Here is a 16,353-nt window from a genome sequence, read left to right as displayed (position 1 = left end):
GCGCGCTACAGCGTGCGCCTTAGTAAGCTATGTCGATAGCTGCAGGGAAGAGACGCTCGGGATCAAAGAAGCGTGAGCAGCTCTCCACGAGATGTGACCAGTCAGCCTTCACCATCCCCGAATAGACCTGCTGCCCATTGACTAAGACTCGGACAGGCTTGCTAAGATCAAGCAGCTCGGGGCTTAGGTAGATGCGGAGCTTCCCACCCTTAGCTGGCTCGTAGACCTTATCATAGAGGAGGACGAGATGGAAGTACTGCTTGTAGTAATCACTGACCAGCTTCTCTACGTACTTCACCGTGTTGATCTTCAGATCTACGGTATTCCCCATAATATTCTCCTGATAGTAAATGCGCTCTTTTCCTTCGGGGCGCTTGAGTGGTGCAAGATTATAGCATCCCTTACGGTAGAGCCCATCGATGGGATAGTCTTCCCAGTTCACTTGGTTGGGCTGAGGAGTACGCACGTGCTGCGAGAGGTAGGGCGTCGTATACTGATAAGGTATAGCGTGACCATACTTCGGGATGATGTCGATGAAGTGCTTGTAGTAGCCAGGATATTGTGCAGCTAAGCGCTGAAGAGCATCACGCGTGTAACCCGTCAATTCGCTGCGGTGGAACTGAGTATCATTGTATCCCGTGCGAAGTGAGAAAGCTACGTGTTGGAGGTTCTCTACCGGAGCATTGATAAGAGGTTCACCACCAGCCATAGGTCCAGCAGCAGCGAGGTAATCGGGATAATACGAAGCTAAGCGCTGTGAGCCATATCCGCCCTCAGATATTCCAAAGAAGTAGATGCGCTTCGGATCAATCTGATCAGAGAGGAAGGCTTGACGTAGGAGTTTCTCCCACGCTTCGAGCTTTGACTTCTGCCACCAGCGGTAGAGTTGACCATCCGCTACGCCTTCACCATTAGGTATCTGTGGGATGAAGTAGGCGGAGGGGCTATCCTGAAAAGAGAGAGCCAACGCCAAACCTGTAGACCATTCCCCCTTCTTCTCCCCCGATCCGTGCAGATAGAGATAGAGTGGGTAGCCAGCTTCTGGCTTATCTCCCTTCGAGCCGTAGTAGAAAGGCATCACGGCCTTAATGCTATCCCCATTATAGATCTCTGGTTTTAGAAGCCAGCTATGAGCTACACTCTCCTTAGAGAGGGGCGTGAGTGCTGGTAGCTTTTCTTCACTCTGGGATTTATTTGCTTCTGCCCAGAGACGCCATACCTGAGTACGCGCCTTCTTGATATCCTCAAGTGAGAGGGAAGAGACAGGTAAAGCTTCCTCTTTGCCAGAGAGAGTTGCGGCGAAGTACCTCTGCACGGTCTCATCGCTGGCGCGTACTGTAGGGATGCCTGGAGTGACAGGGGGCTGAGCCTTCTCGGGCTCGGGGGCAGTAGGAGTAGCAGAAGCACCACAGCTGGAGAGCGTACCCAGAACAAGGCAAAGGTGGTAAGTTAGTCGTTTCATCTAAAGTGAATGGGATAGGTAATAATTGAGTTAGTAAGGGAAGCTTAGTACACCCCCTTGTATCGAGATGGTGTCAGACGCTTGTCATAGAAGTACAGGCAGAGATCCATCAGGTCGAGCGCGAGGCGTGGAGCGACCTGCTTATCGAGGCTACTGACGAAGCGACGCCAGCGAGGGCTAGGCGTATAGAGTGCGACAGCAAGCGTCGGGGAGGTAGAGACACATTGGCTGAGAAGCTGCTCCAATGCTTCCCGTTCGGGTAGGTATTCGCAGATCAGAAGATCATAGTAGGGAAGGCTCACGCCTTGCAGTTCGTCCACCGAAAGCACGTGTACGGCTTCGGCATAGCCCGTATGGCGTAGGTAATCGGGCAATAGGCTCGTCGTAGGCTGAGAGGTCACGACGAGGATATTCTTTGCCTCCAGCTCGTGAGCCGTACGGAAGAGTAGCTCCAGTGTACGCGCTCGATGGATAGGAGGACAAGTCTTCGCGTCCTTTCTACGGCGCTTTACCTCGCCACGAAGCTCTTCAAAGCAGTAGTATGGACGACGATTTCGTACGACTCGAGTGATGAAGTGGAAGGCAAAGGGGGAATGAACGCCATCCCCACGGCGGTTGATGAGTAGGCGCTTGGAGTATTGTAGGCGTCGGACGACCCCACGAAGCGTGATCGGAGACTTCATCTCAGCTTAGAGAGCAGGTGTCTTATCCTGCGGGATCTCCTGCAGGTAGCGGTAGATGATGAAGAGGTAGAGGGTCGCGACAGGCAGGATGATGACCGTGGCCAGCTGCAGTGTCACAGCATTCACAGCCGCGAGAAGAAGCACGATACCAAGTGCACTGAGGAGCGTGTAGAAGTGCCCCTTCGTACGCGTCCACGACCCTCGGAAGGAAGCAAAGATGCCCGCCTTACCATCGAGGTAAAGCATAGGTGCTAAGAAGCAGCGGTTCAGGAAGTAAAAGCCTGGCACGAAGAAGAGCACTAAGCCCACACCAGCCCCCAAGCCAAAGAGTACCGCCAGAAGGACGAAGCCAGCGAAGTGCTTCAGGCGGGCTACACGAGTACGCGCGGGATAAGCTTCGCCAGCGAAGAACTTCACCACCCGCATAAGGAAGAGGTAAGTCAAGATCCCATTCAACGTCCCGACGACCAGCGGAAGATAGGACGCCAGAGAAGAGGATGAAGCGTGTCCAGAGAAGAACATATATCCCAGAGTCCCCAGCGTGAGAAGGCTGATGATGAGGGGATAGCGATAGAGGGACTTATTCTGCTTGAGGAGCTGCCAAGCCTGACGCAGGGCAGCAAGATGCTCAAAGCGAGGAAGAGGATACTGCATATATAATATGGTAGTACTAAGCGAAGCAAGATACTGCGACCAGCCTCTGAGCGGCCAGTCCTTTGAGGAACAAATATACGTATTCCGAGGCGTTTCCCGACCGCCCATCCAGCACCCTCACCATACATAAGCATCCCACCATCGCTCTCTCGCAAATATCAGTGATTGCCCAGCAAAAGAAATTCATCATTTATCGCACTACACACAAGCAAGTTACCATAGAGGATAGCTGCGACTTATAGCGACACCTCAAATCGACCAGTACTGGTTCGTTTTCCTACCCTATATAAACCTTATCTCCAGACAAATATGGAGCGTCTATTCTACAGGCCCAAAAGATTCACGATAAAGCACGCCCCTCTTGGTAGGCTGAAACGAAAAGAGCCCCCTTCACCACACGGGCGAAGGGGGCTCATTCTGCGTAGGCTCAAGCTACCGCAGAGTTATATACTGGATATCTCCAGCCTTGAAGGTAAAGAGAATATCCTTGAAGCTCGGGAGACCATAGTCAGCAGGTGCATTATTGCTGAAGCCATACTTCTCAGAGGGGATATAGCCATTGAAGTCGAGGGTCTTATTCCCATTGACGTCTTGGAAAAGGCTGATACCATAGGAACCCTCGGGGAGGTCAATGAGGACCGTCTTAGTGAGAGAGTCGACCTTTGCCATAGCCGTCTTGTAGGGGCTCTGGGGATAGCTCTCCGCTGAACTGTAGATGGCGATGAGTAGCTCTCCCTTGGGTTCGATAATTCCGTCGACAGTGAGCGTCAGAGGATGAGTGGGAGGCGTCTTCTTCTCCGCTGTGCCTTGAGCCTTGAGTGAAGGCGAGAGGAGCCCCAGCGCAAGAGTTAGGAGGGGCAGGAGGTGTCTAAGGTGTCGCATGATCATAAGAGAATTAAAGTGAGGTGGATAGAGTGATCATCAAGGAGTCTTCTTCTGCTTCCCCGAGAGGGTGATGAAGCAGCCGATGTAGAAGAAGCGTGAGGAGGGTGTCGAGATACGCGTCCCCTCTGTGGGGCTAAGCGGATCGGGCTCGATACCCCAGTAGTTCGTCGTCCCAAGGACGTTGGTGCATCCCAGGTGGAGAAGCACCTTCTTGGAGGCAATGTAGCTCCAAGAGAGGTCCAGCCGAGAGCGCATAGGGAGCTGGATGGGGGTGAGGTCATAGCTATAGCCCTTCGCCCCAGCATCTATGTAGTAGCTACAGCCCAGGAGACTCTTCAGCGTCCCCGACCAGTACTTAGCCGTGAGGCGGAAGGTATGAGGACTCACATAGCTGGGGGCAAGTGGGCGGAGGTAGCGATCATAGCTCAGCCGAGCTTGGGTATAGGAGTAAGAAGTCGAATAATTGATACTTCCGAGGTTTCCCTTATGGAAGAGCGTAAGCCCGTAGGTCTCCCCTCCCCCTTGGTCGTCGAAGTGCTTGGGGTAGCCCTCTGCTAGACTGCGGGTGAGATGCTGGTAGCTCTTGTAGAAGAGGGAGAGCTGCAGGAGAGGTGTCTTGTCGCCATAGCTATAGGAGAGCTGGGAGATCTCCGATCGGCTGCTCTTGAGCGCTGGCATGAAGCGGAGGATCTCCTTCTCGGGAAGCTGGGTGTAGCGCCCCCACGAAGCGGAGAAGACGTGTCTGCCAAGTCTGTAGCCTGCATAGAGGCGAGGGGAGAGACTCCATACACTGAGGACGCTCGCATACTCACCGCGAAGCCCTGCGCTGAGGCTTAGGCCACGGTGGAGGTAGCTGACCTCAAGGAAGGACACGGGGAGATGATTGGAGAAGTTCAGTTGATATCGATCTCCTGTGAGTTCGTAGGTCTCACGATAGTCCCTCCAGCTGTAATCGAGTCCGCCGAGGATGGAGAAGGGCTCTCCGCTGTACTTCAGGGCAAGACGAGCTTCGGCGTAGAGGTCATGATCAAGAACTTGGTCCTGTGGCGATACTAGGGATGAGCCCGAGAAGTCGGAGTACTGAGTATGAGCACCTACCTCCAGCTGGCACGCTGTGCTTAGGCTTCGCACATAGGTCAGACGCCCATAGTAGCGATCTTCGCGAAGGCGGCTATTGAATGTAGGCATAGAGGCATTAGGTCTATAGCCTATGCCCATCCCTGTATAGCTCAGCTGAGCCTTGAGCGTCGCTTGAGGAAGATCATGCCAGAGGGAAGCGGTGAGGGAAGGACTATAGAAGCTCCGAGTATAAGGGTAGGCACTTGGCAGGACTCGATCATAGAGGGAGAGGTCGGTGTAGCTGGCTGAGAGCTCCAGCTTCGTAGAGGAGGAAGGTGCTCCCAGCCCCCATGTGAAGCTAGGGCCTATACTACTCAGACTTACGAAGCACCCAGGCTTGACATCCTTCGTATCCCGAGAGAAGATCTGGATCACGCCAGAGAGCGCTTGTCCCATCGAAGCAGAGTAGCCCCCAGAGAGGAGGTTTATCTCCTTGCATTCGCTTGGTGAGAGGATGCTTCGTACCGATGAATTCTTGGAGCTGATGCTGTAGGGATTAGGTAGACGCAAGCCATCGATATAGACTTGGCTCTCATGAGGTGCACCGCCCTGCAGACTGAGTCGCCCATCAGTGTCGGAGCTCTGAGCATCGGGATCCTCCATCAGTCCACCGAGGATATCACCGAGGGCTCGTGGTGTCATGAGTATATCCATGGTCGTGAAGCGAGAGGTAAGTGGAGCATAGCCCGAGATCGGCAGAAGCCTTCGGCGGGAGACGGTGACTCCCTCGATCGACCGCTGCGCCTCAAAGAGGATGATCCGATAGAGCTGAGATGAAGGGCGAAGGAGCATCACCTTCGACTGATAGCCTTCGGCTAGGAAGACCAGCGAGACTCGCTCTACACTATCGGGGAAGCTGAGCTGAAATTCCCCACCCTTCCCCGTCTCGGTGAGCAGTAGCCCTGTCGCTTGATCAAGGATCTGCACCTTTGCGATCGGATTATCCGAGCTATTCAGGACTCTCCCTTGGAGTTCATGCGGCTCCTGTGCTTGCAGAGGCACACTGCAGACGAGAAGGAAGAGGATACTTAGGATGACGCTTCTATACATGTCTTGCTGGTATTAAGAAGCTGCAGGCTGGATGACTACCTCAGCTTGATACTCATCTCTGTGTCTTCGCTAAGAGTGAAGGAAGCAGGCTTGTAGCGGGGAGGTCCCATCTTAGGTCGCGCATCACGACTGAAGCCACAAGGCTCAGTCGGCAGACGGAAGAAGTTGCGATCCACCTTCCCATTGCTATTCAGATCCTGATAGATGACGACAGCATAGGTACCAGACTCCAGCTCGAGGACAACACGCTTCGTCAAGGCATCGGCAGGAGTGGTCAGCGTCTTGACGGGCTTCTTGAGGTAGTCTTCTGCAGAGTCATATACGGAGATAAGGAGGTTGCCTTTCTTCTCCTTCATACCCACGACATCGAGCATCAAGCGATGGGACTGAGCGCAGAGTGCCGTGACCGAGAAGAAGATTGCAAAGAGCAGCGCGATATGAGTTCGGTTCATAGAGGTTGCTTTAAGAGAAGTCAGCCCTCATAAAATCAAAATGATAGAGGGCTTATCACATATCCAAAGGTAAAGAAAAACCACAGCACGTAACCTCCTTCTCTAAGAGTCGCGGGAGTGATGCTATAGAGGTCAGATATACAGTCGTATTCGTTTGCCATCAGAGCAGTAGTTGTCCCGTGTACAAACCGATAAGGTATCGCACGCCCAGCTCCCCGATATATCTCTCCGAAGTGACCGAGCAAGCCCTTCGCTTTATCGCGAGTATTCCTCTTATCCAGCGGAGGAAAAAGTGTTGTTTTCGTGAAGAAAAAAAGCGCCTTCACGTAGTGGTTTTTCTCTATCTACGCACGTAGTCTTAAAGACCAGGCACGTAAATCCAAATATCCACGTACGTAGATATTAGAGCCACGCACGTAGCCCAAACTTTTCTGCCACTCGTCCACAACTTTTATCCCTGCGCGGAGAAACAACCTAATATAGGTGACTTCACAAAGCTATATAGGGATCGATCCAAAGCTATATAGCTTTCTTCACCATCCTATATAGCTCTACCCACACACCCATATAGGTCACAGAGCGGACCTATATAGGCTCATACTATCTTCTTAAGAAAGACGGCAAGGCTTCTGAACACACTTCATTATAAAGTATTCGTTTGCATATGATTACCCCATCCCTCTAAGATATTCGTTTATCAAGCCTACCTGAGCCTCCGTTAGTATTCTTTTAGCACGCACAAAGAGAGAATGTAGACAGGGTATCTATGACCTCCCCACCCCAGCAAAAGAGGATAAGCTTCCACTGAGGGGAGTGCAATGGAGATATCTTCCTCTATACACATACACACCAGACTTAGCTGCCACTTGGATTTTGAATAAGGAGAAGCATTATCCATCAGCAAACACTTAATTAATACTACCTTTGTACCTCTATAAAGCGGGGATCTACCGGCGCACCTCTCGCGACTATCCCCGCCACTTATCACAAATATATCTACCGCTTATGTCGATCATACAGTCCCTGCAGCAGGCGACGGCTGAAGCTGTGCAGGCTCTATACGGGCAGATGCCTACGCCCGAGCAACTCCAATTCCAAAAGACCCGCAGTGAATTTGAGGGTCAGTGGACCTTAGTAGCCTTCCCTCTCCTCAAGATTTCCCGCAAGAACCCCGAAGCTACGGCACAAGAAATCGGTGCCTATCTCCAGGAGCATTGCAGCCTCGTTGAGGGCATTCAGATCGTCAAGGGCTTCCTCAATCTAAGCATCGCACCTGCTGCCTGGGTCGAGGACTTCAATGCGATCCGCAGTGATAAGACCTTTGGACATAAGCAAGCTACGGCAGATGCCCCCTTCGTCATGGTCGAGTATTCCTCGCCCAACACGAATAAGCCTCTACACCTCGGGCACGTGCGTAACAACCTCCTCGGGTATAGCATCGCACGTATCCTTGAGGCATCAGGCAACCGCGTCTTCAAGACCAACATCGTCAACGACCGTGGGATCCACATCTGTAAGTCCATGCTCGCTTGGCAGCGCTGGGGTAATGGTGCGACGCCCGAGAGCACGGGGAAGAAGGGCGACCACCTGATCGGCGACTTCTACGTCCTCTTTGACAAGCACTACAAGGCCGAGCTTACGGCTCTCATGAACGAAGGCAAGACCAAGGAAGAAGCTGAAGCAGCTTCTCCTCTGATGGCTGACGCTCGCGCTATGCTCCGCCGCTGGGAGGATGGTGATGAAGAGATCCGCAGCCTCTGGAGCAGGATGAACTCCTGGGTCTATGCTGGCTTTGACGAGACCTACAAGCGCATGGGCGTTAGCTTCGACGAGATTTACTACGAGTCGGAGACCTACCTCCTCGGTAAGGAAGAAGTCTTGCGCGGTCTGAAGGAAGGCAAGTTCGTCCAGGATCCTGACGGATCGGTATGGGCCGACTTCACAGACGAAGGCCTTGACCGCAAGATCCTCCTCCGCTCTGATGGTACTTCGGTATACATCACGCAGGATATCGGTACGGCGAAGATGCGCTTCGACAAGCACCCCATTGATAAGATGGTCTATGTCGTAGGCAATGAACAGGAGTATCACTTCAAGGTGCTCTCTCTCCTACTTGATCGCCTGGGCTATGCCTTCGGTAAGGGGCTCGTGCACTTCAGCTATGGTATGGTCGAGCTCCCCGACGGCAAGATGAAGAGCCGTGAAGGTACGGTCGTCGATGCCGATGACCTTATGGACGAGATGGTCGCTACGGCCCGTGCCATCGCCGAAGAGCAAGGTAAGGGCAAGGATATGCCCGCTGAAGAAGCCGCCGAAGTCGCTCGTCGTGTAGGTCTGGGCTCGCTGAAGTACTTTATCCTCAAGGTTGACCCTCGCAAGAACATGACCTTCAACCCCAAGGAAAGTATTGACTTCAACGGGAACACAGGCTCCTTCATCCAGTACACCTACGCTCGTATCCGCAGCCTCCTTCGTAAAGCAGAGGAGCAGGGTATCGCTCTCCCCGCGACCTTCGCTGGGCTTACCATCTCCACCAAGGAGCAGGAGCTCATCGCTAAGGTCGCTGAATATGCAGACATCGTAGAGGAAGCAGCTCGCACCTATAGCCCTGCTGTCATCGCGAACTACGTCTACGACCTCGTGAAGGAGTATAATCAGTTCTATCACGAGTTCTCCATCCTCAAGGAGGAGAACGAAGAGCTGCGCGCCTTCCGCCTTGCACTCTCCGAGGTCGTCGCTCGCACGATCGCCGCTGGCTTCTCCCTCCTGGGTATCGAGATGCCCGAGCGTATGTAGCCTCATATCCACATCTAGGGGTCTCACCATTGATGGAGGCTATCTTGCCATAGCAGGGTAGCCTCCACTCGTATAGGTTTATTTCGTACCTTTCGCCAAACGAAGTTTTATCACACTCCGCAGCAGAGTAACGTATGTTTAGTCCCGCCCAAGAGCAACAGATTTACCGTACCAGCCGCTACCTTCTCGGCCTCCTCCAGCCTCGCCTGGATAGAGTATGCCGCCTGCAGGTACGGACGTGGCTGGCCGAGGCCCTCGAGCAGGGGGTCTTTGTCTCAGAGGCTGAGGAGATACACACCATCCCCAACTTCATCGTGCAGCTGGAGGTCGCCTGCCTCATCCACAGAGAGCTCGGGCTCAATGTCCATTCGATCCTCGCTGTACTCCTATATATACCCTTCTCCGCTGGGCGCATCTCACCCAATGAGATCAAGAGCGTCTGCGGCGAAGAGGTACTGCGCTTATTGCAGCTACTCGCCCGCACCTCCGAGCTCTATATGCGCAAGGAGGCCATCAGCTCGGAGAACTTCCACAACCTGCTGATCTCGATGGCAGAGGATATGCGCGTGGTGCTCATCATCATCGCCTACCGCCTCTACCTACTACGCCATGCCTCGATGATCCGTCGTGCTGAGGATCGCAAGGAGCTGGCATCCGAAGTGTCCTTCCTCTATGCCCCTATCGCCCATCGCCTCGGGCTGTACAAGATCAAGGGCGAGATGGAGGACCTCTGCCTCATGTATCTGCAGCCGAAGATCTACGGCTTCATCACCCGCAAGCTACGTGAGACGAAGGATGCACGTGATGCCTATATCGCCGAATTCATCCGCGTCGTACGGGAGACCTTGCTAAGAGACCTCCAGGATGTACCCTTTGAGATGAAGGGACGCGTGAAGAGCGTCAGCTCGATCAGCAACAAGCTGAAGAAGCTTCCCTTCGAGGATATCTATGATGTCTTCGCTATCCGCATCATCGTGGACGTCCCTCCCGAGCGCGAGCGTCAGGTATGCTGGCAGATCTACTCGATCGTCACCGACATGTATCGCCCCAACCCCGAGCGACTCAAGGACTGGATCTCCATCCCCAAGAGTAATGGGTATGAGAGTCTGCATACGACCGTACTCGGACCGGAGAACCGCTGGGTAGAGGTACAGATACGCTCCAAGCGTATGGATGCCATCGCCGAGCAAGGTGTCGCTGCCCACTGGCGCTACAAGGGCATCCGCAGTGAAGGTGGTCTGGATGACTTCCTCGCCTCCGTACGCGAAGCCCTGGAGACCGTACGTGATGATGCCACAGGCGAAGAGGAGAAGCGACAGACTCTGGAGTCTTCCCTCCTTACACTCAAGGCACAGGAGATCTATGTCTTCACCCCGAAGGGAGAGATCATGAAGCTCCCCCAAGGTGCTACCCTACTTGACTTCGCCTTCACCATCCACAGCCGAGTAGGAGCTCGCGCTATATCTGGGAAGGTCAACGGGAAGAACGTCCCCCTGCGCCATCAGCTCAAGAATGGAGATAATGTAGAGATCCTCACCTCTCCGCAGCAGTCCCCCAAGCCCGGCTGGCTCTCCATCGTCGTAAGCCCCAAGGCAAAAGCTAAGATTCGTCAGCTGCTCCGCGCCGAGGAAGAGGCTGGTATCGGTGTCGCCAAGGAGATGATCCAGCGCCGCATCAAGAACCGCAAGCTCCCCTTCGATGAAGCTGCCTTCATACGCATCACCCTACGTAAAGGCTACAAGACGCTCTCCGACTTCTACCGCGACCTAACACACAGTAAGGTCGATGTACAGGAGTTCCTCAACCTCTATGAGCAGGAGCTGGCTGCAGTCTCGCTCATTGAGGCGCAGCCCTCCATTGGCTCCGCTCGCTCTGCCGAAGACTTCACCTATCAGGAGAGCGAGAGCGAATCCAATCAGATCAACACCTCCGAGGTGCTGATCCTCGACAGAGGGCTCACAGGAGTTGCTTATAGCCTCGCCCAGTGCTGCCGTCCCCTCTATGGAGACGAGGTCTTCGGGCTTGTGACGACCCGCGGCATCAAGGTGCACCGCATGAACTGCCCCAATGCACCCGATATGTTTGCCCACTCTCCGCACAAGATCATCTGTGCTAAGTGGAATGGTGAAAGCGGTAGCTCGCAGGTCGCCTCCATCGAAGTCGTCGGACGAGACGAGCTCTCCATCGCCACCAACATCACATCTCTCATTCGTAAAGAATCGGGAGTCAAGCTCCGCAGCTACTCGATCCAGTCGAAGGACGGCCTCTTCCACGGCTCCTTCGTACTCTATGTCGAGCGTCGCGAAGCCCTGACCGTACTCATCAAGAAGATACGCAGTGCCTCCGGTGTCAAGCATGCCGAGCTCACCTCCCGCCTATAATAATCACCCCCAACACTTATCATCACTATGAATATCACAGAACGTGAACTCAAGTACCTCGGGTTGCTCTCCAAGCAATACCCCAGTGCAGCCTCTGCCGCCGCTGAGATCATCAACCTAAGTGCTATCCTCAACCTACCTAAGGGTACCGAGCACTTCCTCGCCGACATCCACGGTGAATATGAAGCCTTCATCCACGTACTGAAGAATGCATCAGGGACAATTCGCATCAAGGTAGAGAACCTCTTCCTCGGACAAATCCGTGAGCAGGAGCTCCGTCAGCTCTGCACGCTCATCTACTACCCTAAGGAAAGTCTTGAGCGACTCAGCCAGCAGCATTATCTCCGTAAGGATTGGTACAAAGTCACGCTCAACCAGCTCATCAAGGTCCTGCAGTGCGTCAGCGAGAAGTACACGCGCTCCAAGGTCCGTAAGGCTCTTCCCGCACAGTACAGCTACATCACTCAGGAACTCACTCATGAGGATAGCATGAATCCCAAGAAGTCGGCTTACGTGGGAGCTATCCTTGACACGATCATCGATACGGGGCAGGCCGACGACTTCATCATCGCGATCTGCGAGACGATCCAGCGTCTGGCCATTGACCGCCTACATATCGTCGGGGACGTCTTCGACCGAGGTCCTGGCGCCCAGTTCATCATGGACAAGCTCCTGACCTACCACAATGTCGACATCCAGTGGGGTAACCACGATATGCTCTGGATGGGTGCTGCTGTAGGGAACACCGCCAGCATGGCCAACGCTATACGTATCGCCCTGCGCTATGCCAACCTCTCCACGCTGGAGAATGGCTACGGGATCAACATGCTTCCTCTGGCGCGCTTCGCAATGGAGGTCTATGGCAAGGATCCTTGTACGCCCTTTACCCCCAAGCTCGGCGATGCAGACGAGACCTACGATGAGAAGAGCATTCTCCTCATGGGGCAGATGCACAAGGCGATCGCCATCATACAGTTCAAGCTCGAGCATCAGATCATAGCGCGTCACCCCGAGTATGGGATGGAGGATCGTGACCTTCTGCACCGCATCAACCAAGCAGAAGGGACGATTACCCTCCCCAATGGAGAGACCTATCCCCTCAAGGATACCTTCTTCCCCACTATTGATCCCAACGATCCCTACAAGCTCACCGAGGCTGAGGCTGATGTCGTAGCCAAGCTCCTGCACTCCTTCCGTCACAGCGAGAAGCTTCTCCGCCACATCAACTTCCTCTTCAAGAAGGGGAGTATGTACCTTACGTGCAACCACAACCTCCTCTTCCACGCCTCCGTCCCCCTCAATGAGGACCGCACCTTCCGTAAGGTCAAGATTCGTGGTCGCGCCTTCTCTGGTCGTGCCCTCCTCGACCGTATCGATGAGTTCGTACGCCAGTCGCACTGGTCATCATCCGATCACCCCGAGCACAAGGAAGCTGTTGACTATATGTGGTACCTATGGTGTGGCCCCGACTCACCTCTCTTTGATAAGTCTGCGATGACGACCTTCGAGCGCTACTTCATCGCCGATAAGGCTACGCACCACGAAGAGAAGGGCTACTACTATGTCTACCGTACTGAGGAGCAGGTCTGTGATATGATCCTCGAAGAGTTCGACCTAAAGAGCACCGAGTCTCACATCATCAATGGTCACGTCCCCGTCCGTGAGGTCAAGGGCGAGCATCCCGTACAGGCTGGTGGTAAGATTATGCTCATCGATGGCGGCTTCAGCCGAGCTTACCAGTCCAGCACGGGTATCGCAGGCTATACCTTGATCTTCAATTCACAGGGCCTTCATCTGGTCAAGCACGAGCCCTTCAGCTCGACCCGCGAAGCCATTGAGCACATGGAGGACATCTCCAGCACCTCTGTTGTCAAGGCCTACTCCACAGACCGCATACTTGTCCGAGACACTGACCAAGGCCTCATCCTTGAGGATCAGATCGAAGAGCTCAAGAAGCTCCTCCATGCCTACCGTCATGGCCTGATCAAGGAGCGCGAGTAAAATCTAGCCCCACTATCATTATCCCAAGAAACTCCCCCGATAGATCCAGTGATCTATCGGGGGAGTTCTTTTTCTTCAGGTGGTGGTCCTGCAAGGGCTTTGAGAAGCATAAAACGAACCAGTACTGGTCACCAACCGAAGCAGTACTGGTCAGAACGCGAACCAGTACAAGTAGAAGGTGTGTACCAGTACTGGTCGGAATGTGGACCAGTACTGGTCACAAAATCGAGCTACCAAACAAGCGTCGCCAAAGCCCACTTTCCCCACTGAGAAACAGCATATTGCGGTGACGATATTAGCATTCATAATAGAGCGAAAAATCCTGCGAAAAAGAGTGTCTTGAGAGTTGGGAGAGCAAAGCGTGGAGCCGTGACTCCGAGCGCCTTGCACAATAAAGCGAGATAATCCGTAACTTTGGGGATATACAGAATACTCAAATATCAAATCTACCATCACTATGGACTTGATCCAAGACATTATCAGCAGGGCTAAGGCTAATCCTCAACACATTGTCTTCCCTGAAGGAACCGAAGAAAGAACACTCAAGGCTGCTGACCGCCTCCTCGCAGAAGGTGTTGTCCGCCTAACCCTAATCGGGGATCCCAGCGCCATCCGTTCGCACGCCCAGGAATTGGGTCTGCAAAACATCGATAAGGCGAACCTCCTCGACCCTAAGAACCACGAAAAGAAGCAGGCCTATATTGACCTTCTGCTGGACCTCCGCCGCAAGAAGGGACTTACCGAAGAGCAGGCTGCAGTCCTCGTCGAAGATCCCCTATACCTCGGCTGTCTGATGATCAAGGCTGGGGATGCTGATGGTGAACTCGCAGGGGCTATCAATGCTACTGGCGACGTGCTTCGTCCAGCTCTGCAGATCGTCAAGACGACCCCAGGCATCAGCTGCGTCAGCGGTATCTTCATGATGTTCCTCCCCAACAACACCTATGGCGAAAACGGGCTTCTGCTCTTTGCTGACTGCGCCGTCATGCCCAATCCTACCGCTGAAGAGCTCGCTCAGATCGCTGTATCCTCAGCTGAATCAGCTCGCGCTATCGCTAACGTAGAGCCACGCATCGCTATGCTCAGCTTCTCGACGAAGGGTAGCGCTAAGCATGAGCTAGTAGATAAGGTCGTCGAAGCAACACGTATCGCCAAGGAGATGGCCCCCGAGCTCCAGCTCGATGGCGAGCTCCAGCTTGATGCTGCTCTCGTCTCGAAGGTGGCTTCGCTCAAGGCTCCAGACAGCCCCGTAGCAGGTAAGGCTAACGTACTCATCTTCCCCACCCTCGAAGCTGGGAACATTGGCTACAAACTCGTCCAGCGCCTCGCTGGTGCCGAAGCTGTCGGCCCTGTCCTCCAGGGTATGGCTGCACCAGTCAACGACCTCAGCCGTGGGGCTTCAGTAGACGACATCTATAAGATGGCAGCTATCACAGCCAACCAGTCAATCGCTCTCAAGGCGAAGAAGGGATAAGCTCACACCTTACCATATAATACAACACCTTATGAAAATCCTGGTCCTCAACTGTGGCAGCTCCTCCCTGAAGTTCGCCCTCATCGAGCTCCCCAACTACAAGGTCTTGACCTCGGGGAACGAAGAGCGCGTAGGGATCAACGACTCCTTCATCACCTTCCGTAACCCCGAAGGAAAGAAGATCGAGCGCCACCTTGACATTCCTAACCACACACGCGGCGTAGAGATTATCCTCGACATTCTCAAAGAAGAGCACTTCGTAGAGTCCTTCGATGAGATCGACGCCATCGGTCACCGCCTCGTACACGGTGCAGAGCGCTTTGCACAGAGCGTACGTATCACCCCAGAGGTAGTAGATATGCTCCATGAGTGCGCACAGCTCGCTCCGCTTCACAACCCAGCCAACATCCTCGGTATCGAAGCCGTGACGAAGGTACTCCCCAAGATTCCTCAAGTAGGGGTATTTGACACGGCCTTCCACCAGACGATGCCCGAGCATGCCTATATGTATGGGCTCCCCTACGAATTCTATGACAAATACCGCATCCGCCGCTATGGCTTCCACGGTACGAGTCACGACTATGTCAGCGCCAAGGGGGCTGAGATCGCAGGGCTGGATCGTGCTTCATGCAAGATCGTCACAGCTCACATCGGCAGTGGAGCGTCTATGGCAGCTGTACTCAACGGGAAGAGTATCGACACCTCAATGGGCTTGACCCCCAGCGAAGGCCTTATGATGGGTACTCGTGCTGGTGACATCGACAGCGGCGTCATCGAGTACCTGATGAATAAGAAGGACTACGATCCAGAGTTCCTCGCACCCTTCCTCAAGAAGGCTACCCCTGGTAAGACCCACCTTGATCTGGAAGACCTGACCTTCCTTCTGACAAAGAAGAGCGGTGTCGCTGGTATCAGCACACAGGGCTCTGACATGCGTGACGTCGCCAAGGCCGCCGAAGAAGGCTCTAAGCGCGATCGTCTGGCTATCTCAATGCATGCCTACCGCATCAAGAAGTATGTAGGAGCTTATGCCGCTGCTTTGGGCGGTATCGACCTCCTCGTCTTCACCGCTGGTGTCGGTGAAAACCGTGCTGCTCTACGTACAGAAGTCTGTCAAGGGCTGGAGTTCCTCGGCATCAAGCTTGATGAGTCTATCAACGAAGTCACCTATGGTGGCAAGAGCCAGGTCATCAGTGCTGCAGACAGCCGTGTCAAGGTCGTCGTCGTCGCTACCGACGAAGAGTACATGATCGCTCGTGACACCTACGACATCCTGAACAAGTAGAGTACACCTTTCATCGGGTGCTTGACCCCACCCGATCACATACATCGTGAGGCCAAGATCTCGAGGAGCTATGCTCTGACTGAGATCTTGGCCTCACTTGTTCTGTATAGA

Annotated in this window: 11 protein-coding genes; 5 read left to right on the top strand and 6 right to left on the bottom strand. The window is 53.9% G+C overall.

From position 1 onward, the window contains the following. Positions 1-19 precede the first annotated feature (19 nt). From KO088_RS01915 to KO088_RS01890, 6 genes are all read right to left on the bottom strand, one after another. On the bottom strand, positions 20-1,462 hold the full coding sequence (locus KO088_RS01915; protein ID WP_215493156.1) for a carboxylesterase family protein: 1,443 nt from the start codon (positions 1,460-1,462) through the stop codon (positions 20-22). Positions 1,463-1,506: 44 nt separating this feature from the next. Beyond that, positions 1,507-2,145, bottom strand: a complete 639-nt coding sequence (locus KO088_RS01910; RefSeq protein ID WP_215493155.1) for a hypothetical protein — start codon at positions 2,143-2,145, stop codon at positions 1,507-1,509. 6 nt (positions 2,146-2,151) lie between these two features. After that, the gene (locus tag KO088_RS01905) at positions 2,152-2,799 is read right to left on the bottom strand and encodes a hypothetical protein (RefSeq protein ID WP_215493154.1); all 648 of its coding nucleotides are present in this window, start codon (positions 2,797-2,799) and stop codon (positions 2,152-2,154) included. A gap of 432 nt (positions 2,800-3,231) precedes the next feature. Then, a complete protein-coding gene (locus KO088_RS01900; RefSeq protein WP_188807408.1) occupies positions 3,232-3,681 on the bottom strand; it encodes a DUF2141 domain-containing protein in 450 nt (149 codons plus the stop codon). Between the two features lie 39 nt (positions 3,682-3,720). Further along, complete coding sequence (locus KO088_RS01895) at positions 3,721-5,853, bottom strand: TonB-dependent receptor (RefSeq protein WP_215493153.1); 2,133 nt, start codon at positions 5,851-5,853, stop codon at positions 3,721-3,723. Positions 5,854-5,888: 35 nt separating this feature from the next. Then, positions 5,889-6,305, bottom strand: a complete 417-nt coding sequence (locus tag KO088_RS01890; RefSeq protein WP_215493152.1) for a DUF2141 domain-containing protein — start codon at positions 6,303-6,305, stop codon at positions 5,889-5,891. A 1,005-nt stretch (positions 6,306-7,310) separates the two neighbouring features. Between KO088_RS01890 and argS the strand changes: the two genes are divergently transcribed. The 5 genes from argS to KO088_RS01865 all read left to right on the top strand — a co-directional run bounded on the left by argS (position 7,311) and on the right by KO088_RS01865 (position 16,242). Further along, on the top strand, positions 7,311-9,101 hold the full coding sequence (argS, locus tag KO088_RS01885) for an arginine--tRNA ligase (RefSeq protein ID WP_215493151.1): 1,791 nt from the start codon (positions 7,311-7,313) through the stop codon (positions 9,099-9,101). Between the two features lie 134 nt (positions 9,102-9,235). Next, entirely contained in the window at positions 9,236-11,482 is a 2,247-nt protein-coding gene (locus KO088_RS01880) for a RelA/SpoT family protein (protein ID WP_215493149.1), read from the top strand. A 27-nt stretch (positions 11,483-11,509) separates the two neighbouring features. Beyond that, positions 11,510-13,483 carry a fructose-1,6-bisphosphatase gene (locus KO088_RS01875; RefSeq protein ID WP_251419718.1) on the top strand — a complete coding sequence of 658 codons (1,974 nt, stop codon included), beginning with the start codon at positions 11,510-11,512 and terminating at the stop codon, positions 13,481-13,483. Positions 13,484-13,940: 457 nt separating this feature from the next. Then, the gene (pta, locus tag KO088_RS01870; protein ID WP_060936067.1) at positions 13,941-14,957 is read left to right on the top strand and encodes a phosphate acetyltransferase; all 1,017 of its coding nucleotides are present in this window, start codon (positions 13,941-13,943) and stop codon (positions 14,955-14,957) included. Between the two features lie 31 nt (positions 14,958-14,988). After that, complete coding sequence (locus KO088_RS01865; protein ID WP_060936068.1) at positions 14,989-16,242, top strand: acetate/propionate family kinase; 1,254 nt, start codon at positions 14,989-14,991, stop codon at positions 16,240-16,242. The last annotated feature ends 111 nt before the right edge of the window (positions 16,243-16,353 follow it).

The sequence above is a fragment of the Porphyromonas bobii genome (assembly GCF_943169685.1).
GTDB classification, from domain to species: Bacteria; Bacteroidota; Bacteroidia; order Bacteroidales; family Porphyromonadaceae; genus Porphyromonas; species Porphyromonas pasteri.
Note: the sequence above shows the minus strand (reverse complement) of the source record. Positions and strands in the feature narration are given on the sequence as shown.

Bases quoted from the DNA above. Each gene is read 5' to 3' on its own strand.
- KO088_RS01915 (WP_215493156.1), bottom strand. From the start codon at position 1,462: ATGAAACGACTAACTTACCACCTTTGCCTTGTTCTGGGTACGCTCTCC.
- KO088_RS01910 (WP_215493155.1), bottom strand. From the start codon at position 2,145: ATGAAGTCTCCGATCACGCTTCGTGGGGTCGTCCGACGCCTACAATAC.
- KO088_RS01905 (WP_215493154.1), bottom strand. From the start codon at position 2,799: ATGCAGTATCCTCTTCCTCGCTTTGAGCATCTTGCTGCCCTGCGTCAG.
- KO088_RS01900 (WP_188807408.1), bottom strand. From the start codon at position 3,681: ATGCGACACCTTAGACACCTCCTGCCCCTCCTAACTCTTGCGCTGGGG.
- KO088_RS01895 (WP_215493153.1), bottom strand. From the start codon at position 5,853: ATGTATAGAAGCGTCATCCTAAGTATCCTCTTCCTTCTCGTCTGCAGT.
- KO088_RS01890 (WP_215493152.1), bottom strand. From the start codon at position 6,305: ATGAACCGAACTCATATCGCGCTGCTCTTTGCAATCTTCTTCTCGGTC.
- argS (WP_215493151.1), top strand. From the start codon at position 7,311: ATGTCGATCATACAGTCCCTGCAGCAGGCGACGGCTGAAGCTGTGCAG.
- KO088_RS01880 (WP_215493149.1), top strand. From the start codon at position 9,236: ATGTTTAGTCCCGCCCAAGAGCAACAGATTTACCGTACCAGCCGCTAC.
- KO088_RS01875 (WP_251419718.1), top strand. From the start codon at position 11,510: ATGAATATCACAGAACGTGAACTCAAGTACCTCGGGTTGCTCTCCAAG.
- pta (WP_060936067.1), top strand. From the start codon at position 13,941: ATGGACTTGATCCAAGACATTATCAGCAGGGCTAAGGCTAATCCTCAA.
- KO088_RS01865 (WP_060936068.1), top strand. From the start codon at position 14,989: ATGAAAATCCTGGTCCTCAACTGTGGCAGCTCCTCCCTGAAGTTCGCC.